At 46.9% G+C, this 25,066-nt stretch carries 25 protein-coding genes and 2 tRNA genes; 12 read left to right on the forward strand and 15 right to left on the reverse strand.

What is annotated here, in order from left to right:
• Window positions 1-13: 13 nt before the first annotated feature.
• From B0G85_RS02750 to B0G85_RS02765, 4 genes are read right to left on the reverse strand one after another with little or no spacing between them, the layout of a single operon-like run.
• Window positions 14-1,258 (reverse strand): molybdopterin molybdotransferase MoeA, encoded by a 1,245-nt coding sequence (locus tag B0G85_RS02750; protein WP_100378895.1) that lies wholly within the window; start codon window positions 1,256-1,258, stop codon window positions 14-16.
• A gap of 28 nt (window positions 1,259-1,286) precedes the next feature.
• The gene (thrC, locus tag B0G85_RS02755; RefSeq protein ID WP_100378896.1) at window positions 1,287-2,729 is read right to left on the reverse strand and encodes a threonine synthase; all 1,443 of its coding nucleotides are present in this window, start codon (window positions 2,727-2,729) and stop codon (window positions 1,287-1,289) included.
• Window positions 2,730-2,748: 19 nt separating this feature from the next.
• Window positions 2,749-4,059: a homoserine dehydrogenase gene (locus B0G85_RS02760; protein ID WP_100378897.1), complete on the reverse strand. Its 1,311-nt coding sequence runs from the start codon at window positions 4,057-4,059 to the stop codon at window positions 2,749-2,751.
• A complete protein-coding gene (locus tag B0G85_RS02765; protein WP_100378898.1) occupies window positions 4,056-5,315 on the reverse strand; it encodes a pyridoxal phosphate-dependent aminotransferase in 1,260 nt (419 codons plus the stop codon). The genes B0G85_RS02760 and B0G85_RS02765 overlap by 4 nt, the downstream gene beginning before the upstream one ends.
• A 79-nt stretch (window positions 5,316-5,394) precedes the next feature.
• Here B0G85_RS02765 and B0G85_RS02770 point away from each other — a divergent pair, with 79 nt between their 5' ends.
• The 10 genes from B0G85_RS02770 to B0G85_RS02815 all read left to right on the forward strand — a co-directional run bounded on the left by B0G85_RS02770 (window position 5,395) and on the right by B0G85_RS02815 (window position 15,496).
• Window positions 5,395-5,772, forward strand: a complete 378-nt coding sequence (locus B0G85_RS02770; RefSeq protein ID WP_100378899.1) for an Mth938-like domain-containing protein — start codon at window positions 5,395-5,397, stop codon at window positions 5,770-5,772.
• Window positions 5,772-7,463, forward strand: coding sequence for a glycosyltransferase family 39 protein (locus B0G85_RS02775; protein WP_100378900.1), 1,692 nt, complete (start codon window positions 5,772-5,774; stop codon window positions 7,461-7,463). The genes B0G85_RS02770 and B0G85_RS02775 overlap by 1 nt, the downstream gene beginning before the upstream one ends.
• A 19-nt stretch (window positions 7,464-7,482) precedes the next feature.
• Window positions 7,483-8,664 carry a DegT/DnrJ/EryC1/StrS family aminotransferase gene (locus tag B0G85_RS02780; protein WP_100378901.1) on the forward strand — a complete coding sequence of 394 codons (1,182 nt, stop codon included), beginning with the start codon at window positions 7,483-7,485 and terminating at the stop codon, window positions 8,662-8,664.
• 62 nt (window positions 8,665-8,726) lie between these two features.
• On the forward strand, window positions 8,727-9,698 hold the full coding sequence (locus B0G85_RS02785) for a glycosyltransferase (RefSeq protein ID WP_100378902.1): 972 nt from the start codon (window positions 8,727-8,729) through the stop codon (window positions 9,696-9,698).
• Entirely contained in the window at window positions 9,699-10,571 is an 873-nt protein-coding gene (locus B0G85_RS02790) for a formyltransferase (RefSeq protein WP_100378903.1), read from the forward strand.
• Between the two features lie 20 nt (window positions 10,572-10,591).
• Entirely contained in the window at window positions 10,592-11,638 is a 1,047-nt protein-coding gene (locus tag B0G85_RS02795; RefSeq protein WP_100378904.1) for a bifunctional UDP-4-keto-pentose/UDP-xylose synthase, read from the forward strand.
• 12 nt (window positions 11,639-11,650) lie between these two features.
• Window positions 11,651-12,568, forward strand: a complete 918-nt coding sequence (locus B0G85_RS02800) for a polysaccharide deacetylase family protein (protein ID WP_100378905.1) — start codon at window positions 11,651-11,653, stop codon at window positions 12,566-12,568.
• 48 nt (window positions 12,569-12,616) lie between these two features.
• Window positions 12,617-13,084 (forward strand): peroxiredoxin, encoded by a 468-nt coding sequence (locus tag B0G85_RS02805; protein WP_100378906.1) that lies wholly within the window; start codon window positions 12,617-12,619, stop codon window positions 13,082-13,084.
• 233 nt (window positions 13,085-13,317) lie between these two features.
• Window positions 13,318-14,982, forward strand: a complete 1,665-nt coding sequence (locus B0G85_RS02810) for a PhoH family protein (protein WP_100378907.1) — start codon at window positions 13,318-13,320, stop codon at window positions 14,980-14,982.
• Window positions 14,963-15,496: a C40 family peptidase gene (locus tag B0G85_RS02815; RefSeq protein ID WP_100378908.1), complete on the forward strand. Its 534-nt coding sequence runs from the start codon at window positions 14,963-14,965 to the stop codon at window positions 15,494-15,496. Before B0G85_RS02810 ends, B0G85_RS02815 begins: the two co-directional genes overlap by 20 nt.
• Before the next feature lie 54 nt (window positions 15,497-15,550).
• Here the strand turns inward: B0G85_RS02815 and dnaB are convergent, their stop codons facing one another.
• From dnaB to B0G85_RS02845, 6 genes are all read right to left on the reverse strand, one after another.
• On the reverse strand, window positions 15,551-16,990 hold the full coding sequence (gene dnaB, locus B0G85_RS02820) for a replicative DNA helicase (RefSeq protein ID WP_232725907.1): 1,440 nt from the start codon (window positions 16,988-16,990) through the stop codon (window positions 15,551-15,553).
• Between the two features lie 24 nt (window positions 16,991-17,014).
• Complete coding sequence (rplI, locus tag B0G85_RS02825; protein WP_100378909.1) at window positions 17,015-17,467, reverse strand: 50S ribosomal protein L9; 453 nt, start codon at window positions 17,465-17,467, stop codon at window positions 17,015-17,017.
• A gap of 13 nt (window positions 17,468-17,480) precedes the next feature.
• Window positions 17,481-17,753 (reverse strand): 30S ribosomal protein S18, encoded by a 273-nt coding sequence (rpsR, locus tag B0G85_RS02830; protein ID WP_011902267.1) that lies wholly within the window; start codon window positions 17,751-17,753, stop codon window positions 17,481-17,483.
• Between the two features lie 13 nt (window positions 17,754-17,766).
• The gene (priB, locus tag B0G85_RS02835; RefSeq protein ID WP_100378910.1) at window positions 17,767-18,060 is read right to left on the reverse strand and encodes a primosomal replication protein N; all 294 of its coding nucleotides are present in this window, start codon (window positions 18,058-18,060) and stop codon (window positions 17,767-17,769) included.
• Between the two features lie 59 nt (window positions 18,061-18,119).
• Window positions 18,120-18,506 (reverse strand): 30S ribosomal protein S6, encoded by a 387-nt coding sequence (gene rpsF / locus B0G85_RS02840; protein ID WP_100378911.1) that lies wholly within the window; start codon window positions 18,504-18,506, stop codon window positions 18,120-18,122.
• 156 nt (window positions 18,507-18,662) lie between these two features.
• Window positions 18,663-19,739, reverse strand: a complete 1,077-nt coding sequence (locus tag B0G85_RS02845) for an asparaginase domain-containing protein (RefSeq protein ID WP_100378912.1) — start codon at window positions 19,737-19,739, stop codon at window positions 18,663-18,665.
• Window positions 19,740-19,810: 71 nt separating this feature from the next.
• On the opposite strand from B0G85_RS02845, the gene lexA reads away from it, so the two are divergent.
• Entirely contained in the window at window positions 19,811-20,530 is a 720-nt protein-coding gene (lexA, locus tag B0G85_RS02850) for a transcriptional repressor LexA (protein WP_100378913.1), read from the forward strand.
• A 58-nt stretch (window positions 20,531-20,588) separates the two neighbouring features.
• Here the strand turns inward: lexA and B0G85_RS02855 are convergent, their stop codons facing one another.
• The 5 genes from B0G85_RS02855 to uvrC form a co-directional block, all read right to left on the reverse strand.
• Window positions 20,589-21,050 carry a hypothetical protein gene (locus tag B0G85_RS02855; protein WP_100378914.1) on the reverse strand — a complete coding sequence of 154 codons (462 nt, stop codon included), beginning with the start codon at window positions 21,048-21,050 and terminating at the stop codon, window positions 20,589-20,591.
• 83 nt (window positions 21,051-21,133) lie between these two features.
• A tRNA-Cys gene (locus B0G85_RS02860) sits at window positions 21,134-21,207 on the reverse strand.
• Between the two features lie 50 nt (window positions 21,208-21,257).
• Window positions 21,258-21,333, reverse strand: a tRNA-Gly gene (locus tag B0G85_RS02865).
• Window positions 21,334-21,449: 116 nt separating this feature from the next.
• Complete coding sequence (pgsA, locus tag B0G85_RS02870; protein WP_100379160.1) at window positions 21,450-22,025, reverse strand: CDP-diacylglycerol--glycerol-3-phosphate 3-phosphatidyltransferase; 576 nt, start codon at window positions 22,023-22,025, stop codon at window positions 21,450-21,452.
• 36 nt (window positions 22,026-22,061) lie between these two features.
• Complete coding sequence (gene uvrC, locus B0G85_RS02875) at window positions 22,062-23,978, reverse strand: excinuclease ABC subunit UvrC (RefSeq protein ID WP_100378915.1); 1,917 nt, start codon at window positions 23,976-23,978, stop codon at window positions 22,062-22,064.
• Between uvrC and earP the strand changes: the two genes are divergently transcribed.
• Entirely contained in the window at window positions 23,977-25,047 is a 1,071-nt protein-coding gene (gene earP / locus B0G85_RS02880) for an elongation factor P maturation arginine rhamnosyltransferase EarP (RefSeq protein ID WP_100378916.1), read from the forward strand. The two genes, uvrC and earP, sit on opposite strands and share 2 nt — an antisense overlap.
• The last annotated feature ends 19 nt before the right edge of the window (window positions 25,048-25,066 follow it).

The raw sequence follows: 25,066 nt of genomic DNA on the forward strand, positions 1-25,066 counted from the left end.
AGTCGAAGTTTGGCTAAGTCAGTAGTGCATTAAATGGAATGTACTTGACCATATCACCAACCTGAATCGTCTGACCCGGCGGGCAATCAAGTAACCCATCGCCCCACGAGGCACTGGTAAGCACCCCAGAGCTCTGATTAGGAAACAAATCTAAGCCACCCTGGTCATTGATTTTTACGCGTAAGAACTCATTACGACGATCAGCCTTGGGCCAATTAAAATCAGCGCGCATAGGATAAGACTGCGGTGTCACTACTGGGCGCCCTTGAAGCCTTAAAATAAAGGGCCTTACAAACAATAAGAAGGTGACAAAGCTGGAAACTGGGTTGCCCGGCAAACCCATAAACCAAACCTCACCACCATCTGGCTGACCCGACTTACGTACCGCACCAAAAGCCAAAGGCTTACCTGGCTTAATCGCGATTTGCCATAAATCTAAACGGCCTTCAGCGCTGACTGCTGGCTTAATATGATCTTCCTCGCCAACCGATACGCCGCCTGAAGTAATGATCAAATCATGATCCTGACTTGCTCTTCGCAAAGCTTCACGAGTAGCCTCAAGACGATCTGGAACGATACCCAAATCCGTTGGCTCACATCCCAGCGATTGAAGACAAGCTAATAAAGTATCGCGGTTAGAGTTATAGATACCACCTGGCTTGAGCGGCTGTCCAGGAAGCGATAGCTCATCCCCTGTAAAAAAAGCGGCTACCTTCACGCGGCGCTTGACGTCCAAGTGAGTTAAACCAGCGGAAGCTGCTACACCCAACTCTTGAGGACGCAGAAAAGTACCTGCAGTAAGTGCTGTTTTCCCTGCCGTGAGATCTTCACCACGACGCCGAATCCACTGACCAGCCGTTGGTGCGATGGTTACCTGAACCTGATCTGAATGGGTTTCAAGGATGATGCAGTCTTCCTGCATCACTACTGCGTCGGCACCCGAGGGTATTGGGGCGCCAGTAAATATCCTAGCAGCAGTGCCGGGAGTTAATTGAATCCCCACGGACCCCGCAGGAATACGCTGCCCAATTTTGAGCATGCTTCCTGGTATTGCGGTATCAAAACTACTCACTGCGTAGCCGTCCATGGCAGTGTTATCGACTGGCGGTACATCCACTAAGCTATTAACGTCTTGCGCAAGAACTCGACCCAAAGCCGATTGCATCGCAACGGATTCTTGCTCTTCTACAGGCTTAGCATGTGACAGAAGATGCTCCAAAGCCTCATGGGCAGTCAACATCGGGGGCTTTTTGGTCATGGGCTAATAAGTAAACTGGCTTACTAAATTAATCGAGGTGCGTCGCAAGGAATGTTTTAACTTGATTGACATCTGCATCTATATTTTCGACCCGCTGAGGCTTAGACTTAATGTCCTTAAATGCTTCTGGGCACTCGGCAGGGCGACCTAAAGCAATCTCAATTGTTTCTTCAAACTTAATAGGAAGTGCCGTTTCCAAAACAATCATCGGAATCCCGGGCTCTAGGTAGTCTCTTGCGACTTTTACACCATCGGCAGTATGCGTATCAATCATGATGTTGTATTGCTGATCTACATTTCGAATTGTATCTAGGCGATTTTGATGCGTGCTTCGGCCAGATTGAAAACCATACTGCCCCATCTCTTGAAAAATAAGCTCTTGGGAAATATCAAAGCCGCCAGCGGTATCCACTTGCTTAAACATCGCCGCGGTTTGTGCACCGTCTTTACCAACGAGATCAAACACAAAGCGCTCAAAGTTACTGGCCTTAGAAATATCCATTGATGGACTTGAAGTGTGGAGGGTCTCCGCTGACTTTCGTGCGCGATACACGCCAGTACTAAAAAACTCATTCAGTACATCGTTTTCGTTGGTGGCTGCAACTAAGTGAGCGATTGGCAATCCCATCATACGGGCAATATGCCCTGCACAAATATTGCCAAAGTTTCCTGAGGGCACCGTAAACGATACTTTTTCTGAACTTGATTGAGTAGCTAGCAAGTAACCCTGGAAGTAATACACTACTTGCGCAACAACACGGCCCCAGTTAATCGAGTTAACTGTGCCAATTCGATACTTTACTTTAAAGACATGATCGTTACTAACGGCTTTAACAATGTCCTGACAATCATCAAATACACCGGCAACTGCCAGGTTAAAAATATTGGGGTCTTGCAAAGAATACATTTGCGCAGATTGAAACGCGCTCATCTTGCCGCGAGGTGAAAGCATGAAAACATTCACCCCTTCCTTGCCGCGCATAGCATATTCAGCTGCACTACCGGTGTCACCAGAGGTGGCGCCCAAGATATTCAGTTTTTGTCCTGAGCGCTTCAAGGCATACTCAAAAAGATTGCCAAGCAACTGCATCGCCATATCTTTAAAAGCTAAAGTAGGTCCATTAGAAAGGCTTAATAAACCTAGGCGAGTACCGCCCTCTTCTCCCAGCCAATGTAAAGGTGAAATATCTTTTGCATTGTCCGCTTTACGTCCATTGCAATAGACTTGCTCTGTATAGGTCTTACGCAATAGAGCGCGTAAATCCTCTTCAGGGATGTCATCACAATACAAGCTTAATACTTCGTATGCTAAGTCTGCGTAAGTCAAGCTTCGCCATGAGTCTAATTGTGCTGGGCTCACTTGTGGGTATTCCACTGGCAAGTACAAACCTCCGTCTGGGGCTAAGCCACCAAGCAGTATTTCTAGGAAGGATTGCTGTGGGCTATTGCCTCGGGTAGATTGGTAACGCATGTTTTGTAATCAATCTTTTTTATGACAAATTTTCTAAACGGATCTTAATGACCTCACCCGCTACTGTTTTCAGGTTCTGAATTTCAAGAATAGCTGCCAACATATGCTTTTCTTTAGTCTCGTGCGTCAGCGCTACTAGATCAGTTTGACTTTCACCTTCATCTGCCTCTTTTTGCAATAGAGCATCAATCGAAATATTGTGGGAAGCTAAGATCTTAGTGATGTCCGCCAACACACCCGCCTGATCAGCTACGCGTAATCGCAGATAGTAGCTGGTAGTAATTTCACCCATTGGCAAAACGGCAATATCGCGCACAGCATCTGGCTGGAAGGCTAAATAAGGAACACGGTGCTCAGGGCTTGCACTGTGCAAACGGGCAATGTCTACAAGGTCAGCAATCACCGCTGAGGCGGTCGGCTCTGAGCCAGCACCCTTGCCGTAGTACAAAGTAGTACCTACAGCATCACCAAATACCTGTACTGCATTCATCGCGCCCTCAACGTTTGCAATTAAACGCTTGGTTGGAATGAGCGTGGGATGAACCCTGAGCTCTACACCAGTTGAAGTTTTCTTAGCGATCCCTAATAACTTAATGCGGTAACCCAACTGTTCAGCATATTTAATATCGATCGCGTCTAACTTCGTAATACCTTCCACATGTGCTTTTTCAAATTGCATCGGAATACCAAAAGCAATCGCACTCATGATGGTCGCTTTATGGGCAGCATCTACACCTTCAATATCAAAAGTGGGATCTGCCTCTGCATAACCAAGGCGTTGAGCCTCTTTAAGGACAGTTGCAAAATCTAAACCTTTGTCACGCATCTCTGACAAAATAAAGTTAGTAGTGCCGTTAATGATGCCGGCAATCCACTCGATGCGATTTGCAGTGAGGCCTTCGCGTAGCGATTTAATAATCGGAATCCCGCCAGCCACTGCCGCTTCAAATGCCACCATCACGCCCTTAGCATGCGCTGCTTTAAAGATAGCATTACCGTGAACGGCAATCAGAGCCTTATTCGCCGTAACGACATGTTTGCCTGCTGCAATCGCTTCTAGCACTAAGTCTTTGGCAATACCGTAGCCACCGATAAGCTCTACAACAATATCTATTTCAGGGTTATTAATGACTGCACGCGCATCACTGACTACTTGAGCGTGGCCCTGAACCAATGCTTTTGCGCGCTCGACATTCAGATCGGCAACTGTGTGAATTCGGATACCGCGACCTGCACGACGCACGATTTCTTCTTGATTACGCTCCAGCACTGTAAATACGCCAGCACCTACAGTACCAATGCCTAATAGGCCTACTTGAATCGGTTTCATAATGCCTTTGTTGCTGTTGAGCTAGCCGCCTTGCGACTATGTTTTTGACGATAACGCTCCAGAAAACGTGCAAGACGACCTATCGCCTCTTTCAGCACATCCTCATGGGGCAAGAACACTAAACGAAAGTGATCTGGTTTGCTCCAGTTAAATCCGGAACCCTGCACCAGTAGCACTTTTTCTTCTTTAAGTAAGTCCGCAATAAATTGCTGGTCATCTTCAATTGGATACATTTGCGAATCAAGCTTGGGGAATAAATACAAGGCAGACTTTGGCTTCACACAAGTGACGCCCGGTATTGCGGTAATGAGTTTCCAGGCAAGATCGCGCTGCTTCGCTAAGCGACCACCTTCAGCCACTAAGTCATTAATGCTTTGATAGCCACCTAAAGCCGTTTGAATCGCATACTGGCCAGGAACGTTGGCACAAAGACGCATAGATGAGAGCATATTCAGACCCTCAACATAGTCACGAATCATTTCTTTATCGCCCGAGACAACCATCCAACCAGCGCGATAGCCGCAGGAGCGATAATTTTTGGATAAGCCATTAAAGGTAATGGTGACAACATCGGTAGATAACGACGCTAAAGAAACATGCTGCTCTTGGTCATACAACATCTTGTCGTAAATCTCATCAGCGAACAAAATCAAATCATGCTCGCGGGCAATTTCCGTAATTTCTTTTAGAACCTCAGTAGAGTAAATGGCGCCCGTTGGATTGTTAGGGTTAATCACCACAATCGCTTTAGTGCGAGGGGTAATCCTCTTGCGCAGATCAGCTAAATCGGGCGCCCAATCTTTTGACTCATCACAGAGATAGTGAATCGGTGTACCACCAGACAAGCTGACTGCAGCAGTCCATAAAGGGTAGTCAGGGGCTGGCACCAACACTTCATCGCCAGTGTTAAGCAATGCATTCATTGCCAGAACGATTAATTCAGAAACGCCATTACCGGTGTAGATATCATCCAAAGTCACGCCTTGAATGCCTTTTTCTTGGCAATAATGCATGATTGCCTTGCGGGCTGCAAAGATTCCCTTGGAATCGGAGTAGGCTGAGGCATTACCCAAATTACGGATCATGTCTAGCTGGATCTCTTCAGGAGGATCAAAGCCAAAAACACCTACATTGCCGATGTTTAATTTAATGATCTTATGACCCTCTTCTTCCATACGCTGCGCAAGCTCCAGCACAGGTCCACGGATGTCATAACAGACGTGATTGAGTTTTTCGGACTTGAGGATCGGTTTCACAATAAATTAAGAGATAAGTTCTTGAAATCTAGATAAAAACAGCTAGCTATAATCCTACAATTATGACAGAGAGTCCCTTATGAAGCTTCAATCAGACCCCCATTCCGGTATTAATACTATTACCGGTTACGGTGATGGCTATGTAGAGATCAATAAGGCCCCATACAGTCATGCGGTTTTAGTCAGCTCAGGCGGGGGCATATTGGATTGGCCGGTCACTACATTTGATGACCTCACTGCAGCTGATTTCTCTCAAATGGCTGGTTTGAAGCCTGAATTAATCCTGATTGGTACCGGCAAACGCCAGCGCTTCCCTAAACCAGAGCTCCTAAAAACACTTATTGACGCCAAAATTGGTTTTGAAGTGATGGATTCTCAGGCAGCCTGCCGAACCTACAACATCTTGGTAGGTGAAAGCCGCCAAGTGCTATTGGCACTGATTGTGGAAGCCAACTAATGCAATTTGGCCAAAGCAGGCAATCTGCCGTCTTCAATCCAGCAACCCTCTTGATACTGGTTCTGATCTACGGCTTGCTATGGTTCGGGACCCTCAATTATCGCCACCTCATCCCCTCTGATGAAGGCCGCTATGCTGAAATTGCACGAGAGATGCTCGTGACGGGCGATTGGGTTACCCCTAGGTATAACGGCTACAAGTATTTTGAGAAACCCCCCCTCCAGATTTGGGCTACTGCCGCTGCATTCAATCTTTTTGGAATCGGTGACTGGCAAGCTCGACTTTGGACCGCACTTACTGGTTTTCTCACAATCCTATTTATCGGCTTCACAGGTGCCCGCATCTTTAGCCCTCGGGCGGGCTATTTAGCGGCACTCGTACTGGCATCAAGCCCAATGTGGGTCATCAGCGGTCATGTGAATTCCTTGGATATGGGGCTTTCAGCGTTTTTGGTCGCCGCTTTGTGCAGTCTTTTGTTGGCTCAGACTTCTGCCCATCAGCACGCTCGTCGAAATTGGATGTGGGCTTGCTGGGCATTTATGGCGCTAGCAACGCTCTCTAAGGGGGTAATTGGTGTAGCTATCCCAGGCATGGTTTTTGTTTTTTACTCCATTACGGCATGGGACTGGAAAATTTGGAGGCGCCTTCATATTGTTAGTGGGGTATTACTGTTTCTCGTGATTACCGCACCCTGGTTTGTATTGATTGCGCAGCGCAATCCAGAGTTTTTAGAGTTCTTCTTTATTCATGAGCACCTGCAACGTTTTACGCAAACAGCTCACAGCAGAACTGGCCCGATTTACTACTTTCTCCCCTTACTTCTGCTGGGATTTTTGCCGTGGATAGCCCAAATTCCTGGATCCATTACGCAGGCATGGCAAGAACGCAATCGCGAGTTCTCTAGTGCTTGGTTGTTAACTTGCTGGTTTGTCGTCATTCTTGGATTCTTTAGTATTTCTCAATCCAAGCTTCCCGGTTACATCATCCCCATCTTCCCAGCCTTAGCCCTCATGGTGGGCAATAGGTTAGATCGTCGCTTGGGTCTAAGCAAAGGACTCGGGCTGCCTTGGCAAGTGCAAACCCTGTGCTTTGTTGCTCTGGGTGGCGTTGGATTTTTCTTCTTAGGTGAGGTTGGAAGACAAGCCAGGCCTGATGAAGTTGAGTCATATGCTCAATATACCTACTGGGTTGTTGTGGCACTGATCACGCTAATGTCATTTAGTTTGCTGGCATTCGCACAAAGTAAGCGAAATAGCTTGGCCAGTATCAGCAGTTTTGCGAGTGGCTTTTTCTTGTGTGCTCTGATTGCGGGTACAGGGCACGAAGCTCTGGGGCGCGCTGTCTCTGGGATCGACTTAGTGAAGCAGGTGAAAGCGGGCATACCGGAAAATACGAATTTCTATTCCGTCAGAATCCTAGATCACACAGTGCCATTTTATTTAGGCAAGACCATGATCATGGTGGAGTTTTCAGATGAGCTTACATTTGGCGTACAACAGCAACCTAATTTATGGATGCCAACACTAGCATCATTTATTGAGCGCTGGAAAGAAGATGTAACCGCTTATGCATTGATGGTTCCCGAGCAATATACAGAATTGCAAAAACTCAATGTACCGATGCAAGAGGTGGGTAGAGACTCGCGGCGAGTAATTGTGAAGCATCCCGAAGCTGTTAGCCCTGCTCAATAATTCAATCAGAAAGCTCGCCATGTCGAATCACGAAAAGACACTTCTCACTACCCCCTTTATCCCATTTACTAGGCCACATTTCAATCAAGAGACAATCGATGCCGTTGCTGAAGTACTACGCTCAGGCTGGGTTACTTCTGGCCCTAAATTAGCAGAGTTTGAAACGGCCTTGAGTGACTACTTTGGCGGGCGTCCCGTACGTTGTTTTGCCAATGGCACGGCTACGATGAAAATTGCGCTTCAGGTAGCTGGTATCGGGCCGGGTGATGAAGTCATCACTACCCCAATCTCATGGGTTGCCACCTCAAATGTGATTCTCAGTGTTGGAGCAACGCCAGTATTTGTAGATATTGACCCTGTGACCCGCAACATTGATTTAAATAAGGTAGCGCAGGCGATAACCCCCCAAACACGCGCCCTCATGCCAGTCTATTTGTCAGGACTGCCCGTTGATATGGATCAACTGTATGGCCTTGCAAAAACGCATCAGCTACGGGTAATTGAAGATGCAGCGCAAGCATTTGGATCGCAATGGCATGGACAGAAAATCGGGGGCATCGGTGATCTGGTGAGCTTTAGTTTTCAGGCAAATAAAAACTTATCGACCATTGAGGGAGGTTGCCTCGTGTTTAATAGCGTTGAAGAAGCCAAGCTCGCCGAAAAGTTTCGATTACAGGGTCTTACTCGCCAGGGTATTGACGCAATGGATGTAGACGTGTTGGGCGGTAAAGATAACCTTACTGACGTTAACGCCGTGATTGGCTTGCATCAACTTTTAGAGCTACCCAAATTTCAAGCAAGAAGAGGCGCTCTAGCCCGCCAATATTTTGATGCAATTCGTAGTGAACTAAAAGCCGCTAGTTTGGAGAGCCTCTCCTTAGAACTGCCGGTAGAAAACTTTAGCGATACAAACTGGCATATGTTTCAGGTCGTGTTGCCGCTAGAGCAACTACAAGTGGATCGCGCACAAGTGATGACTGATCTGAAAGACCTCGGTATCGGTACCGGCGTTCATTACCCTGCTATTACTGGATTTACACTCTACAAAAATCTGGGCTATCAACTTAGTGATACTCCGATTGCACAGCGTATCGGTCGCTCCATCTTGACTCTGCCCCTCTTTCCTGGAATGGCCGATGAGGACATCGGCCGCATAGCCGCTGCTCTGGTTGGTATTTTGAAGAAATACGCAAATAAGTAAGCGCTGAGACGGTGAATTCTTCAGAATTCAGTGGAGCTACCAAGATCAGGCAAAATTGGGGGATGACTGCAAATTTAGCGACCCAAGCGAGCAATCCCGAACTGAGCATTGTGATCCCCGTATATAACGAGGAGGATGGCTTACAAGCACTCTTTGACCGCCTATACCCCGCCCTTGATGCTCTTGCCTCTAAACGCAATCTTGCCTACGAAGTTGTTTTTGTCAACGATGGCAGCAAAGATCGTTCGGCGGGAATTCTAGCCAGGCAAGTCGAGCTTAGGCCTGATGTAACTCGCGCTGTGCTTTTCTATAGCAACTTTGGCCAACACATGGCGATCATGGCCGGCTTTGAATATGCCCGCGGTCAATACATCATTACCCTAGATGCTGATCTGCAAAATCCTCCCGAAGAGATTGATGCTCTTACCCATGAGCTACTGAATGGCCATGATTATGTAGGCACCATTCGCGCCGATCGCCGAGATAGTTTTTTTAGAAAAATTGCTTCACGTGCAATGAATCATTTACGTGAAAAAATTACCCGCATCACAATGACCGACCAAGGCTGCATGTTGCGTGGCTATAGCCGACGTATTGTTGACCTCGTTCGGCAATGTGATGAAAGTAATACCTTTATTCCGGCACTCGGCTATACCTTCTCCGCTAATCCCAAAGAGATTTCCGTTAAACATGAAGAGCGCTTTGCCGGAGAATCCAAGTACAGCCTTTATCAATTGATACGCTTGAACTTTGACTTGGTCACTGGCTTTTCCGTGATGCCACTGCAAATCTTTTCTATTTTAGGTATGTTGCTAGCCATGGCCGCTGGTAGTCTCTTCATCCACTTACTCGTACGCCGATTTATTCTAGGTGCTGAGGTGGAGGGGGTCTTTACCTTATTTGCTCTAACCTTCTTTTTGATTGGCGTCATGCTATTTGGCTTAGGCTTACTCGGTGAATACATTGGCCGCATCTATCAACAAGTACGACAGCGCCCCCGCTATGTTGTGCAAACTGTTTTAGAGAAAAAATAATTGCGCGCAGTCGTTTTTGCTTATCACGACGTTGGCGTCAATTGCTTGAAGGCACTCATTGCAGCAGGCGTTGAGGTAGGCCTAGTTATTACGCATCAAGATGATCCCGATGAAAATATTTGGTTTGGGAGTGTTATCGCACTCTGCCAAGAGCGGCATATTCCTTATGTCACGCCAGAAGCGAGCGAACTAAAAAAGCTTATTCCGCAGATTACTGCGTTGGCTCCGGATTATGTATTCTCTTTTTATTATCGATACATGATTCCGGCAGATATTTTAGTTTGCGCCAAGATTGCCGCCCTGAATATGCATGGCTCCCTACTCCCAAAATACCGAGGACGAGCGCCAGTCAATTGGGCTATTTTGCATGGTGAAACCCAAACTGGTGCCACGCTACACATCATGGAAACCAAGCCGGACGCGGGCGATATTGTTGGTCAATCTGCGGTAACTATTGGGCATGATGAAAACGCTACTGAAGTGTTTAGCAAGGTGAGTCAGGCGGCAGTAACGGTTCTCAAGCAAGTGCTGCCGGAACTCATGCAAGGCCAAGTTCCAAGAAAACGCAATCTCCTGTCCCAGGGCAGTTATTTCGGTGGCCGCAAGCCCTCTGATGGTCAAATTTTGTGGACGCAGACAGCTAAACAGATACATGATCTCGTCAGAGCTGTCGCCCCACCCTATCCAGGTGCTTTTACAGACTGGCAAGGAAGAACGATGATTGTTGCCAAAACAAGCCTGGAGGGGCCTTTTCCAGCCAAGCTAGATCTTGGGACGCTCGGCATCCAAGTGGTTGATAATCAAGCATTCGGCGTTTGTGGTGACCAAAGATCGATAGCAATATTAGAGTGGTTTCCCAGCAAAATACATTAGCTTAAAACGAGGCAGTAAAAATGAAAAAAGTACTCATTCTTGGTGTAAACGGCTTTATTGGACATCATCTATCTAAGCGCATCCTAGAGACAACCGATTGGGATGTGTACGGTATGGATATGCAAAATGATCGCCTTGGTGATCTAGTCAACCATCCACGTATGCATTTTTTCGAAGGTGACATCACGATTAATAAGGAATGGGTTGAGTATCACATTCGTAAGTGCGATGTGATCTTGCCCTTGGTGGCTATTGCTACGCCCGCTACTTATGTTCAGCAGCCATTAAAAGTATTTGAACTCGATTTTGAAGCCAACTTACCTATCGTTCGTTCAGCAGTGAAGTACAAAAAACATTTAGTTTTTCCATCTACATCTGAAGTTTATGGCATGTGTGAAGATGGTGAATTCGATCCCGCTGAATCAAATATGGTTTACGGCCCCATCAATAAACCGCGCTGGATCTATGCCTGCTCCAAGCAGCTAATGGATCGGGTGATCTGGGGTTATGGCATGGAAGGATTGCGCTTTACGCTCTTCCGCCCATTTAACTGGATCGGCCCCGGCCTCGATAGCATCTACACTGCCAAGGAAGGCTCCTCACGTGTCGTCACTCAGTTTTTAGGTCACATTGTTCGTGGCGAGCCCATTAACTTAGTAGATGGCGGTGCCCAGAAGCGCGCCTTTACCTTCATTGACGATGGTATTGATGCATTAGTGCGCATTATCGATAATAAAGATGGTATTGCTAACGGCAAAATCTACAACATTGGTAATCCAAAAAATAATTTTTCTGTTCGTGATCTCGCCAATCAAATGTTAGCGATTGCACGCAGTATTCCAGAATATGCAAAGACGGCAAATGATGTCAAGATTTTAGAAACAACTTCAGGCGCTTACTATGGCGAGGGTTATCAGGACGTACAAAACCGAGTACCCGCTATCGACAACACCATAAATGAACTTGACTGGACGCCAACTACCTCCATGGACGATGCCCTCAAGAATATTTTTGAAGCTTATCGAAACGATGTAGAAAAAGCACGCCACCTAGTCGATAACGAATAAGTACACTGGTTTATGGCAAAAATTGCACTCAAGGTTGATGTTGATACCTTACGCGGCACTAGAGAGGGCGTCCCTAATTTAGCGCGCACCCTCAAGCACTTTGACCTGAAGGCTACCTTTCTATTTAGTCTGGGACCAGACCATACCGGTTGGGCGCTTAAGCGGGTCTTTCGTCCAGGATTTTTAAAAAAGGTTAGTAGGACCTCTGTTGTTGAGCATTACGGCATTAAAACACTGCTTTATGGCGTTCTGCTCCCCGGTCCCGATATCGGCAAGCAAGCGGCCGATGAAATGCGCGCAATCGATTTAGCTGGGCATGAAACCGGAATTCATACCTGGGACCATACTGCTTGGCATGATGCCGTCCGCAATAAAGATGCCCATTGGACAACAACCCAAATGCAAAAAAGCTGGGATCGCTTTGTCAAGATCTTTGGGCATATACCCGCTACCTATGGCGCTGCCGGTTGGCAAATGAATGAAGTCGCATTTGAGCAACTCGATCAATGGGGACTGAAGTACTCCTCCGATGGAAGATCTGCACCCAATCTCATGCCTTATCGCTTGATGCTGCCATCGGGTAAAGCGAAGCATGTACAGTACCCAACCACCTTACCAACCTTTGATGAGCTTATTGGAATTGATGGCGATAACGCGTTTGACGCTGTTCAAAAACTATTGAAGATCACCCAAAGCAATCCAAATGATCAAGTATTCACCCTGCATGCCGAGCTTGAGGGGCAGAAATTATTGCCCGCATTCGAGCAGCTATTGGCGGGCTGGTTAAATCAAGGGCATGATCTAGTCACGGTAGGAGAGCTTCACCAGTCTTGGGAAGCGACTAAGCAACTTGATAAACTCGCCGTTCAACCGGTCACCTGGGGTGAGATTGCCAATCGAAGCGGTGAGCTGATTTTGCAAGCCGCTTAAGTTACAGTAAAAATATAACGTTAGAAAAAATTAAAGAAGGAAATCATCATGACTGTAGAAATTGGCAAGCCAATGCCTCCATGCGCCATTCCAGCAACGTCGAATCTAACCTTTACGCCAGATTCCGCGAAAGGCAAGAAGTTAGTAATCTATTTTTATCCTAAAGATATGACGCCAGGATGTACGGCCGAGTCCGGTGAATTTCGAGACAACATCGAAGCCTTTACTCAAGCTAATACTTTGATCGTTGGCGTTTCTAGAGACACCTTAAAATCTCACGAAAATTTTCGCAGTAAGTTAGAGCTGCCTTTTGAGTTAGCTGCCGATACAGAAGAAATCCTATGCCAACTTTTTGGCGTTATGAAAATGAAAAATATGTATGGCAAGCAGGTACGCGGCGTTGAGCGTAGCACCTTCCTCTTTGATTCCTCTGGCACTTTAGTGAGAGAGTGGCGCGGCCTTAAGATTCCTGGACATGTGACAGAGGTATTACAAGCAGCTCAAGATGCAAATTAATTTTTACACTAATTTAATCTAGGGCACTTGCAAAGACCATAATTTCGGGTAAAGTGAGTTACATGCACCGAACGCGATTGGAAAGACCGGTAATCCGCTCAACTCAGCAGCTTGAACACAATAGTACGAGCCTGATGAACTACCCCCTCCGCTTAATCGATTTTTTTAATGTAAGTTTCACTACAAACCGTCACTGCAATTTGCATGACGGTTTTTTCTTCTAGGAGATCTGCATGCCATTACCCCCCATCCCCACACAAATTGCTGGTCAAGTTAAGCTGAGTGCAAAGGACACTCCTAATTTAAAGAAGCCTCCTGCTCCTGCCAAAACTCTGGTGATGGAGAGTGACACTTCGGCTTGGACGAATGGTGATGAAGATTTTTCTGAAGCAGAAGTATTACTTGAGCAAATAAAAAATGATCAACGATCCCTACGAGCAGAGGGCGCTGGAAATAAACCCGTCATTGCTCCAGAAAAACAAAGGCGCATGACTCGCTCCGGACCTCCAAGTCTGTTTGTCCTAGATACCAACGTGCTCATGCATGATCCAAGTTCCTTGTTCCGCTTCTCTGAGCATGATCTATTTCTTCCGATGACCACTCTGGAAGAATTAGACAACCACAAAAAAGGAATGACTGAGGTTGCCCGTAATGCCCGTGCTGTCAGCAGGTCACTAGATCAGCTGGTATCCGGGACAAGCGGCACACTAGATGAAGGTATCCCACTCAATAAGTTAGGTAACCAAGATGTTTCAGGCCGACTATATTTTCAGACTAAGTTAACGACGTTGACATTACCAGAGGGTCTCCCCGAGGGTAAGGGTGACAATCTCATTCTGGCAGTAGTGAGCGAGCTTCAAAAAACACGTAAAGGGCAAGAGGTAGTGCTGGTATCCAAAGATATCAATATGCGCATCAAAGCACGAGCCCTAGGATTGCCGGCAGAGGACTACTTTAACGACCAAGTTCTTGAAGATCGTGACTTAATGTACTCCGGCGTTTTGGTACTTTCAGCAGACTTTTGGCCAAAGCATGGCAAAAATATGGAAAGCTGGGCTGATGGAAAATCTGGCACGATGTTTTACAGAGTGACTGGCCCTACCGTTCAAAGCATGCTGGTCAATCAGTTTGTTTACCAAGAAAATCCAGATGGCACTACACCCTTTTATGCCCAGGTACGGGAGATCAATGGCAAGACTGCGTTACTACAAACTTTGAAGGATTTCTCACACCAGAAAAATAATGTCTGGAGTGTGACAGCACGAAATCGTGAGCAGAACTTTGCGATGAATATTCTCATGAATCCTGAGGTAGACTTCGTTACATTGCTTGGTCAAGCAGGCACCGGGAAAACACTTCTTGCATTGGCAGCAGGTCTCGAGCAGGTCTTGGATAGCAAGCGCTATAACGAAATCATCATCACGCGTGCAACTGTCCCCGTTGGGGAAGATATCGGCTTTCTACCGGGCACCGAGGAAGAGAAGATGCAGCCTTGGATGGGTGCGTTTGATGACAACCTTGAGGTCCTACAGCGTAATGAAGATAATGCTGGTGAATGGGGTCGCGCTGCTACCCAAGAACTCATTCGCTCACGCATTAAAGTAAAGAGCATGAACTTTATGCGCGGCAGGACTTTTGTAAGCAAGTTTGTCATTATTGATGAAGCGCAAAATTTAACGCCAAAGCAAATGAAAACCCTGGTAACCCGTGCTGGCCCTGGAACTAAGATTATTTGCCTCGGAAATATTGCGCAGATTGATACGCCTTACCTCACGGAAGGCTCTTCCGGTCTGACCTATGTGGTTGACCGCTTTAAAGGTTGGCGTCATGGCGGTCATGTGACTCTGGCGCGTGGTGAGCGTTCACGCCTAGCGGATCATGCTGCTGACGCACTCTAAGCAAGCCTTCTTATGCCGCACTCTTATCGGGTGCGGCATTTTTATTGGGCTCCTATTTGGAATTCAAGGCTGTAGCTCATTCAATGCCCGCTCCAATGCCAGCAAGGTTAGTCAATTTAAGCAAGACGCTAGCGTTGGAACGGAGGATATTTCTATTGCTGCGGTAGGCTTGGTGGGTGTCCCCTATCGATATGGGGGAAACAATCCTAAGGCAGGATTTGACTGTAGCGGTCTTATTGCTTACGTTTACAACAAATCAGCGAACATTAAACTGCCTCGCACTATTCAGGAGATGAGCAGCAAAGGCAAAAGTGTCGACAATCAAGCCCCTGCACCAGGTGACCTCATCTTTTTTAATACAACGGGTGAAAAATACTCCCATGCCGGAATTTACGTAGGGCAAGGCCGATTTGTACATGCACCAAGCGCAGGTGGCACCGTTCGACTTGAATACATTACATCCCCATATTGGGCCGCTAGATTTACGGAAGCTAGAAGACTCTCTACTCAGTAATCAAAAAAGCCTCACATTTTTGCGAGGCTTTTTTACGTAACATTAGTAGATATTTTAAAAGGGTTCGTATCCACCGCTAGAGTAGCCGGTAGATCCTGCCGCTAAATTATCGAACTTGGTGTAAGGGCCTTGCCAACTTAAGCGCACTGTACCAATCGGACCATTACGCTGCTTGCCAATAATGATCTCTGCCATCCCTTTATCAGTTGTGGTGTCTGGGTGATACACCTCATCACGATAGATAAACATAATTAAGTCGGCATCCTGCTCGATCGCACCCGACTCGCGCAAATCAGACATGATTGGCCGCTTATTGGGGCGCTGCTCAAGACCGCGATTTAACTGTGACAAAGCAACAACCGGGCATTGCAATTCTTTTGCCAGGGATTTGAGGGAGCGTGAAATCTCAGAGATTTCTGTTGCACGATTCTCAGAACCCGATCCACTCATGAGCTGCAAGTAGTCAATGACAACAAGGCCTAGCGTGCCACCAAAATTACGAGCAATCCGGCGCGCTCGCGCGCGTAACTCTAAACTCGATAAAGCGCCAGTCTCATCAATCAAAATTTGGGTATTGCTGAGTCGTGCGATCGCATCCGTAACGCGCGGCCACTCATCATCCTGCAATTTACCCGTTCGCATTCTGCTTTGATCAACGCGCCCTACAGAGCCCAATAAACGAGAGGCAAGCTGCTCACCTGACATCTCCATCGAGAAAACCACTACTGGTAGACCTTCGGCCAAGGCTACGTTCTCTGCAATATTCAGGGCGAACGCCGTTTTTCCCATGGAGGGTCTTCCAGCAACAATGACGAGGTCACCTTTTTGCAGGCCGCTCGTTTGTTTGTCTAGGTCAATAAAGCCGGTGGCAATACCAGTGATGTCGCTGCCACCTTGACGATTGTAGAGCTCATCAATACGAGCAACAACGGTTCTTAAAAGAGGTTCGATTTCGAGATAGTCAGCTTTGCGACTACCCTCTTCACCAATTTGCAAAATACGGGACTCAGCCTCATCCAACAGCGTTCTGACTGAACGCCCTTCGGGGACAAATGCAGAGTTAACAATGTTGTCAGATACTTCAATCAGGCGACGCAGAATACTGCGATCACGCACAATATCGGCATAACCTTTAATGTTTGCGGCACTTGGTGTGCTTTGCGCAAGGGAGTTCAGGTAATCGATCCCGACCAAATCACCACCCTGTTCAGACTTCACAGCCTCGTGAACAGTAATGACGTCAGCAGGATGATTATCACCAACCAAACGCTGAATGACCTTATAGATCAAAGCATGTTCAGGGCGATAGAAATCTTTGTCGGTTAACACTCCACCCAGGCGATCCCAGGCTGCGTTATCGATCAGTAGACCGCCGAGCAAAGATTGCTCAGCTTCTACAGAATGTGGCGGTACTTTTAAAGCCTGAATGACTGGATCCCCAGACCCCATCATGCCGGAATTGGGCATAAGGGGACGGGTGCGGGATTCAGCCATGAGGCTAGCTTACTGATTAAAAAATTACGCTTGCTCACCAACAACACGAATAGTGATGTCGACCACAACGTCGGTATGAACTCCAACTGCTACAGGGTGATCACCAACCATTTTTAATGGGCCAGTAGGCATACGTACAGAGGCCTTTTCAATCACAAAGCCTTTTGCTTTTAAAGCATCAGCGATGTCATGATTGGTTACAGAACCAAATAAACGACCGTCGACACCCGCTTTTTGACGAACCTCGAGAACTAAGTCTTTGAGCTTCGTGCTGACCACTTGCGCGGCAGCTAATTTCTCAGCAGCTAATTTCTCTAACTCAGCGCGACGAACTGCAAAATCAGCAATGGCTGTTTCAGTAGCACGACGGGCTTTGCGTTGAGGAATTAGAAAGTTGCGAGCGTAACCATCTTTAACGCGAACGATGTCGCCAAGGTTGCCCAAGTTGATTACTTTTTCTAGAAGAATGATTTGCATTGAGGGCTCCTAATTATTTCTTGTGTTGATCGGAGAATGGCAATAAAGCCAAGTAACGGGCACGCTTAATAGCAGTGTCTAATTGACGCTGATATTTTGCTTTTGTGCCTGTTAAACGTGCAGGAGTAATCTTGGCGTTTTCGCCAATGAAGTCCTTCAATGTATCGACATCTTTGTAGTCAATCTGCTCTACACCAGCAACAGTAAAACGGCAGTAACGCTTACGCTTGAACAATGGGTTCTGAGCTGGTTTCTTTTTGAAATCGGGTTTCTTTCCAAACGCCATGGTGATTTCCTCTTTAATTTTTCAATTGAATATGGGTGATGTGGAAAACTAGTCTTTGATTGCGTAGAGACTTTGGTGCTAAAAATCCTTCAAATACTGCCTGGGCTCCTAAATCCATTTGCTCTAAACCCTTTTGTATTGGGCCGATTGCTATGGCTTCAACGTTCATCTGAATTTTCCTAGCTACTCCTACTTCGCTAACTTCGCCGCTATGTTCTAACTGGCAATGCATGACGGGTATTCCGGCTGGGGTAAATCGAATGGCGTCTTTAGATACCAAGAGTGCAGTAAGGCTGAAATGATTCAAAGCCGCTCCAATACTCTGATTCGCTCTCTAATCCTTGTCTTCCTCTTCAAATTTCTAACTTAAGCCGCTGCTGCTGCAGTAACTGCAGGAGCTTCGGTTTGGGCTGATTTGCGCGCTTCTTCACGATTCACTTCTTTCATCATGATGGAAGGCTCAGTTTCAGCTTTCTTCGTCTTGATGATGAGGTGACGCAAAACAGCATCGTTAAATTTGAATGCATGCTCGAGCTCATCCAGTGTTTTCTGGTCGCACTCAATATTCATACAAACGTAATGGGCTTTAGCAAGCTTATCAATCATGTAAGCCATCTGACGACGACCCCAATCTTCGATACGATGAACCTTGCCACCGGCTGCCGCTAATGTCGCTTTGTAGCGATCAATCATTGCAGGCACTTGCTCGCTTTGGTCCGGGTGGACGATAAAGACGATTTCATAATGACGCATCAAACACTCCTTAAGGATAAAGTCACCTGGTGTTGTTACTCATTTCTGATGGTTGTGAAATGAGCGCCAGTGTGACAAGGTAGTAACAAATTGTAGGTATTTCTTACAACGAATTAACTGCATTGTTACTGCATATTTACTGCTATTTTTACTGCCTTACTGAATTACTGGTAAGCCCGCTATTCTAGCAAAAAAATCTTGCCAAGTCAGGCCTTTTCCCTCTATTTTTGCTTGCTTTGCTGCATAGAGCGCCAATTGCAAGGCAATTCTGGCTCTCGGAGCAGAAAGCGCCCCTGAGGCCATGCATCCCGCTAAATCTATTTCCGGAATGTTAGCTAAAGTATGCCCAGCCCCCGTCCTACTTGTTCTGACTAAGGCAACTTGTTTTAAAAGAGCCTCCTCTAGAGGGATTTTCCAAGCATCGTGAACCCCCCCTGATCCCGAGCCCGCCAGTATCAATCCCTCAACCCGGCTGGTTAGCCAGTGATTAATCGTTTGACTGCGGGCACCGGCATGACTAGTCAAAATCTCTACCCAAGGCCAATCACCCGCGCCAGGGATCGGAAAATCTTCAATCCAGGCAGCCTGAACTGCCCTCACTCCAGAAAGCCATGAGGGGTTAATCAGGTTTACAGCGCTAGAAGGGGAGCTCTGTATGGGGGCATTCAAGGCCGTAGCATGGCGTTTTGCTAAATCCATCGCCAAGCAACCACGCCCACTGATCACCGCATAAATTCCGCCAGGACAGTTCTCTGGCGGGGTAGATGCCCACCCTAGGGCATCCAGCAGATTAGATGGTCCATCAGCATGTGGTGCGTTACCGGGAAGCATAGAGCCAGTAATAATCACCCTCTTACTTTGCTTAAGCGCTAATTTTCCACATGTCGCCTGAAGAAATAGACCCGTCTCTTCCATCGTATCAGTGCCATGAGTAATGACTATCCCCTTTACTGCGGCGTCAGTGAGGGCCTGCTGAACCACTAAACCAAGCTCTGTCATAAGCTCTTCGCTCATATTTCGGCTGTTGATGTTAGCGACTTGGCGAGCAATCAGCTTTAGATTTTCAGGAACAGCCTGTTGAACCTGACCTACTAGATCCTGAATATCGACCTGTCCAGCACGATATTGCAAGGGGTTCTGCTCAGGGTTAGGGGCAATCCCTGCAATAGTGCCTCCCATGCCCAAAATCAAAATATGGGGAGATTGCTCAGTATTTGGTGAATGTAGACTCATATCGCATTATCTTCCGCTTCTTCCCCTCTAAACTCCTTGAATTATCAAATTGTGCTGTATACAATCCCAGTATGGACATAAATACAGTTGAATTTACTGAGGAGCTGACTGCCCTCCCAAAGCTAACTTCACGCCAAAGTCAGATTTTGGACTTAATTACTAATGCCATTGATGAAGGCGGCTCCCCACCTACGCGCGCAGAAATTGCCAATCAACTAGGTTTTGCATCGGCTAACGCGGCCGAGGAACATTTACGTGCCTTGGCAAAAAAAGGCTATATCGAACTGACCCCAGGAACCTCTCGTGGCATTCGGATTCCACAGCGCTTTAATCAATCGCACAATCCTAATAAATATCGCCAGATGTCTTTGCCCTCTGGCGCGCTTCAACAACTCACACTCCCCCTTATTGGTCGTGTTGCTGCAGGCTCTCCCATCATGGCCATCGAGCATATTGAAAAACAAGTGCCGATTGACCCAAGCTTGTTTAGCAAGGGCGCAGACTACTTGCTGAAAGTTGTCGGAATGAGCATGCGTGACGCAGGGATTTTGGATGGCGATTACTTGGCAGTAAAGAAAACTACCGAAGTTCGTAATGGCGATATTGTTGTTGCTCGCCTAGACGATGAAGTTACCGTCAAACGTTGGAACCAAAAGCAAACTGCAGGTGGCATGGTGGTAGAGCTACAAGCTGAAAACCCCGACTTCAAAAATATTCTCGTCGATAGCCGGCAATCTAATTTTGCTATTGAAGGACAAGCAGTTGGGTTAATTCGGGCTGGTGGGCTATAAGCCGTGGACCCTAAACAAAAGGCCTCTTAGTGAGGCCTTTTTCAATTGCGGGGAAAAGTTACTTTTTAATCGGTGCAATCACATTGGCATTTTTAGGCGATGCGGTAATGGTGATGATGGTCTTTGGACCAGCAAAAGAACCCTCAGTCACTTCCACTGTAGATGTGCGATCGCCTTTAGTAAAAACCAAAATACTAGTCTTAGACTTCACCGCACTAATCGTCGTCCAACCTACCTTGGGATATTCCGCCTGAAAGAAGGCGTAAATGTCTGTGGGAGATTGCACGCCCGACAAAACAACTCGACCCACCCAACTATCGCCGCGCCCAATAATCAGGGAATCAGAGCCAATAATCCTGGATGCCGCAGGTAAGGGCATATCACCCAAAAGTTGAGCTTGAATTTCTTGTACTTCACTTGGAGTGCCCGTTGGTGAGTCGCCTGAGGATACGCATGAAGGCAGCAAAAATAAAGATGCCGCTATTGCTGCAATGAATTTGAGTCGGCGTATTTGAATCATGCTCTCGCTCCAGTAAAAAAATTGACGAAATACTTGGCATAAAATATTTTAGGTGAAACATCATCACCGCCAAACTGCATCACTGGAGGCGCGTGAGGGAATCGAACCCCCGTACGAAGCTTTGCAGGCTCCTGCCTAACCACTCGGCCAACGCGCCAGAAAACTAAAATCAAAAATGGGAAGCTTTTCAGGGCTTCCCATCGAACTTGGAGCGGGAAAGGAGGTTCGAACTCCCGACCTATACCTTGGCAAGGTATCGCTCTACCAGCTGAGCTATTCCCGCATAACAGGGCAACAGTTTAACAAACAATTGGCTAAAGGTCACTAATACTTGCAAAGACCAGCAATATTAGACCTACATTATTTGCTAGAGCCTTTTATAAATTGAGGCAACGGCCTTTATTGGGCTTTATCAATCAGCTGAGGCAAAGCCTTCTTCAGGTAATAGAACATCGACCAAAGCGTTAAAAAAGAGGCAATCCAGATAAGCCAAGTCCCCAATCGGGCGCAATCTAGCCAACCAAATAAAATGTCATTTAGCAGTAAAAAAGGAATGGCAATGAGTTGTGCGGTCGTTTTCAACTTCCCCACCAGATGAACCGCAACACTTTTTCCAGCCCCCAAGAGCGCCATCCACTCCCGAAGGGCAGAGATGGTGATTTCACGTCCGATAATAATGAGGGCTACCCAGACCTGAACGCGATCCATATTGAGCAGAACTAATAGCGACGCAGCAACGATGAGCTTATCCGCCACAGGATCAAGAAATTGACCAAACGCAGACTCCTGCTTCATACGGCGCGCCAAGAAACCGTCCAACCAATCAGTCAGCGCAGCGAACACAAAAATAACCGTGGCAACAATATTTTTCTCAAGGGGAGAAAGCCAGCTATTCGGAAGATAGAACACTGCAACCAAGAGCGGGATTGCGGCAACGCGCAACCAAGTAAGCGCAATAGGTAGATTAAAGGGCATGGCTAAAGGATAAACCAATCGGCTGGCCTGAGGAAGTCAATGTAGCTGTCGATAAATTTGCCCAGCCAAGGCTGTAGATATGCCTTCGACACCAGCCAGTTCCTCAATCGTGGCATTAGATACACCGCGTAGCCCTCCAAAGCGGGCGAGCAGCTTCTGTCGACGCTTTGCACCAATACCCTCAATTTCCTCTAACTGAGAAACCGTTCTGGCTTTTGCGCGCTTCGCCCTCATCCCTGTAATAGCAAAGCGATGGGCCTCATCTCGAATTTGGGCAACCAATAATAAGGCGGGGCTATCAATACCCAATTCTAGAGATTTACGGCCGTCAGCAAATATTAAAGTTTCTAAGCCGACCTTACGCCCCTCCCCTTTGGCAACACCCATAATCAAACTAATGTCCATACCGAATTCAGAAAGTACTTGTCTTGCCATCTCTACCTGACCTTTACCTCCGTCTACCAGAATGACTTGAGGCAATTTCTCAACCGGCAATTCCTGAAAGTTAGCATAACGGCGCTGCAATACTTGACGCATCGCTGCGTAGTCATCGCCAGGCGTGATGTCATTAATGTTAAAGCGACGGTACTCACTATTTTGCATCGTATTTTTTGCATACACCACGCAAGAGGCTTGCGTTGCCTCGCCTGAGGTGTGACTTATATCAAAGCATTCAATTCGAAGCTGCTCTAGACTTTCTAACTCGAGCCCCAAAATATCAGCCAATGATCTTGCTCTGGCTAATTGACCGCCAGTCTCTACTAGCCGTTTAGCGATAGCAATCTTGGCATTCCCCTCTGCCATTGAAAGCCAGTGACGCCTCTGCCCTTGAGGTTGATGCAAAAACGTAATGCGCTTACCCGCCTGCGCATTCAGAAGATCATGTAAGCTTTCTGGTGGCACCTCATCCAATACCATCCCATCATCGCCTGCTCTTTGTAAAGGATGATTCAAAATAAGGACTGGGGGTATGAGATTGGCCGTAGCTTCGCTATCATCTACTTTGTCCTCTAAATAATGCTGAGCAATGAACGCTTCTAAAATTTCTGTGGGCGGCGGCAACTCACCAGCTTGGGAGCGTAAGCCTTTGGGGAAATAAGCACGATCACCTAAGTGACGCCCGCCTCGAATCATGGCTAAGTTCACGCAAACTACACCCTCCATTTGCGCAACGGCAATTACATCTACATCGCCCTCGCCATCGGCTACCGTATCCATCGATTGTTGCTGTAAGACACCAGAGAGATCAGCAATACGATCTCTCAAGACTGCAGCCATCTCAAACTCCATTGCTTCGCTGTAGACGTGCATTTCTTTTTCAAGCTCAGACAAGACTCGACCGTGATCTCCCTTTAGGAAACGACTTGCTTGCGCTACATCCTGGCCGTATTGCTCAACACTCAAGCGCCCTACGCAAGGTGCACTACAACGATGAATTTGGTGCAACAAACAGGGGCGACTGCGGTTCTTAAATACTGAATCTTCACAGGTGCGCAGGCGAAAAACTTTTTGTAAAATTTGCACGCTGTTACGTACCGCCCATGAATTCGGGAATGGCCCGAAATATTGATTCCGTTTGTCAATCTTTCCTCGATAAGAAGTTAACCTTGGAAATTGATGCCCTGTTAACATCACATACGGATAAGATTTATCATCTCGGAATAAGATATTAAAAGGCGGAGCCAACTCCTTAATGAGATTGTTTTCAAGAATTAATGCTTCTGTTTCTGAGCGTGTTACCGTAGTTTCATAGCGAGCAATTTTGCCCACCATTAGCTGAATACGGGGTGAAAGCTGCGTTCGCTGAAAGTAGCTAGAGACCCGTTTTTTGAGGTGGCGGGCTTTACCGACATACAAAATATGTCCCGCTTCATCAAAGAAGCGATAGACCCCCGGTAATCCGGGTAGCCGTTTAACATCCTGATAAAGGGTTTCAAAAAGCGAATTACTCATGCGTTGGGATATTTTCTGTCAAATCGTCGATAACTATGGTGATGCTGGTGTTTGCTGGCGTCTAGCGAGAAGCTTAACAAGTCTTCACAGCCAAGAGGTGCGTATTTTTTGTGACGACCTGCAAACTCTTAATTTACTCGCTTCTGGTGTAGATGAGCAACTTAAACGATCAATCCAATTACTACCCTGGGAAGCAAGCTTAGATCATAGTCGCCACCCCATTATTGCGCCCGATATTGTTATAGAGGCTTTCGGATGCAAATTACCCGAGCGTTATATCGCGGGTCTTCTCATTGCTCCCAAGAAGCCCATCATTATTAATTTAGAGTATCTCAGTGCCGAACCTTGGGTGGTGGATTTTCATGGGAAAGCTTCTCCTCAGGCGCACGGCCTTTCCAAGTATTTTTTCTTTCCAGGCTTTCAGACGAATGCCGGCGGTATTTTGCTCGATCCCATTCCAAAGCTACCTGAATTAGTTAAAGCACCCATACCGCAAAGCCTTAAACAAAGCTGGTCACAATTACGGCCCAATACCAGACGGATTAGCGTCTTTTGCTATCCTAGCGCCCCCTTACTAAAGTGGCTAAGCGACCTTGGGACACTGGGTGAAAACGTAGATATTGTCTTGACACATGGTCAGTTAGAGCAATTAAGGCTGAGTGCCGGCAACACCATCACACTCCCCGATTGCCTCAAACTGATTTCCATTCCTTTTGTATCCCAAGATGAATACGACTGGGTGCTCTGGCAATGTGACTTCAACATCGTTCGAGGGGAAGATTCCTTTATTCGGGCGCAACTAGCAGGCAAGCCCTTTATATGGAACATCTACCCACAAGAGGATCGCGCACATGAAGTCAAACTGTCCGCTTTTCTGGATTTGTATTTAAAGGAGAGTCAGCCAGATCTGAGAATCACCATTACCGCTGCCATGACATGGGCCCTACCCAGCCAGTGGATGCACTCCCAAGAGCCCTGGAGCATCCATGCGCAGGCTTGGCGTGCTGATTTACTGAGAAAACAGGCTGATGGCGGTCTAACTGCCCGTCTACTAGGCTTTGTAGCCTGATCTTCTGCAGATTAGGCCA

The organism is Polynucleobacter brandtiae, from assembly GCF_002797575.1.
Taxonomy (GTDB): Bacteria; Pseudomonadota; Gammaproteobacteria; order Burkholderiales; family Burkholderiaceae; genus Polynucleobacter; species Polynucleobacter brandtiae.

What these genes read in the sequence shown, in the direction of transcription:
- B0G85_RS02750 (WP_100378895.1), bottom strand. Translation starts at nt 1,258, where the DNA reads ATGACCAAAAAGCCCCCGATGTTGACTGCCCATGAGGCTTTGGAGCAT.
- thrC (WP_100378896.1), bottom strand. Translation starts at nt 2,729, where the DNA reads ATGCGTTACCAATCTACCCGAGGCAATAGCCCACAGCAATCCTTCCTA.
- B0G85_RS02760 (WP_100378897.1), bottom strand. Translation starts at nt 4,059, where the DNA reads ATGAAACCGATTCAAGTAGGCCTATTAGGCATTGGTACTGTAGGTGCT.
- B0G85_RS02770 (WP_100378899.1), top strand. Translation starts at nt 5,395, where the DNA reads ATGAAGCTTCAATCAGACCCCCATTCCGGTATTAATACTATTACCGGT.
- B0G85_RS02775 (WP_100378900.1), top strand. Translation starts at nt 5,772, where the DNA reads ATGCAATTTGGCCAAAGCAGGCAATCTGCCGTCTTCAATCCAGCAACC.
- B0G85_RS02780 (WP_100378901.1), top strand. Translation starts at nt 7,483, where the DNA reads ATGTCGAATCACGAAAAGACACTTCTCACTACCCCCTTTATCCCATTT.
- B0G85_RS02785 (WP_100378902.1), top strand. Translation starts at nt 8,727, where the DNA reads ATGACTGCAAATTTAGCGACCCAAGCGAGCAATCCCGAACTGAGCATT.
- B0G85_RS02795 (WP_100378904.1), top strand. Translation starts at nt 10,592, where the DNA reads ATGAAAAAAGTACTCATTCTTGGTGTAAACGGCTTTATTGGACATCAT.
- B0G85_RS02800 (WP_100378905.1), top strand. Translation starts at nt 11,651, where the DNA reads ATGGCAAAAATTGCACTCAAGGTTGATGTTGATACCTTACGCGGCACT.
- B0G85_RS02805 (WP_100378906.1), top strand. Translation starts at nt 12,617, where the DNA reads ATGACTGTAGAAATTGGCAAGCCAATGCCTCCATGCGCCATTCCAGCA.
- B0G85_RS02810 (WP_100378907.1), top strand. Translation starts at nt 13,318, where the DNA reads ATGCCATTACCCCCCATCCCCACACAAATTGCTGGTCAAGTTAAGCTG.
- B0G85_RS02815 (WP_100378908.1), top strand. Translation starts at nt 14,963, where the DNA reads ATGCTGCTGACGCACTCTAAGCAAGCCTTCTTATGCCGCACTCTTATC.
- dnaB (WP_232725907.1), bottom strand. Translation starts at nt 16,990, where the DNA reads ATGGCTGAATCCCGCACCCGTCCCCTTATGCCCAATTCCGGCATGATG.
- rplI (WP_100378909.1), bottom strand. Translation starts at nt 17,467, where the DNA reads ATGCAAATCATTCTTCTAGAAAAAGTAATCAACTTGGGCAACCTTGGC.
- rpsR (WP_011902267.1), bottom strand. Translation starts at nt 17,753, where the DNA reads ATGGCGTTTGGAAAGAAACCCGATTTCAAAAAGAAACCAGCTCAGAAC.
- rpsF (WP_100378911.1), bottom strand. Translation starts at nt 18,506, where the DNA reads ATGCGTCATTATGAAATCGTCTTTATCGTCCACCCGGACCAAAGCGAG.
- B0G85_RS02845 (WP_100378912.1), bottom strand. Translation starts at nt 19,739, where the DNA reads ATGAGTCTACATTCACCAAATACTGAGCAATCTCCCCATATTTTGATT.
- lexA (WP_100378913.1), top strand. Translation starts at nt 19,811, where the DNA reads ATGGACATAAATACAGTTGAATTTACTGAGGAGCTGACTGCCCTCCCA.
- B0G85_RS02855 (WP_100378914.1), bottom strand. Translation starts at nt 21,050, where the DNA reads ATGATTCAAATACGCCGACTCAAATTCATTGCAGCAATAGCGGCATCT.
- pgsA (WP_100379160.1), bottom strand. Translation starts at nt 22,025, where the DNA reads ATGCCCTTTAATCTACCTATTGCGCTTACTTGGTTGCGCGTTGCCGCA.
- earP (WP_100378916.1), top strand. Translation starts at nt 23,977, where the DNA reads ATGCGTTGGGATATTTTCTGTCAAATCGTCGATAACTATGGTGATGCT.
- uvrC (WP_100378915.1), bottom strand. Translation starts at nt 23,978, where the DNA reads ATGAGTAATTCGCTTTTTGAAACCCTTTATCAGGATGTTAAACGGCTA.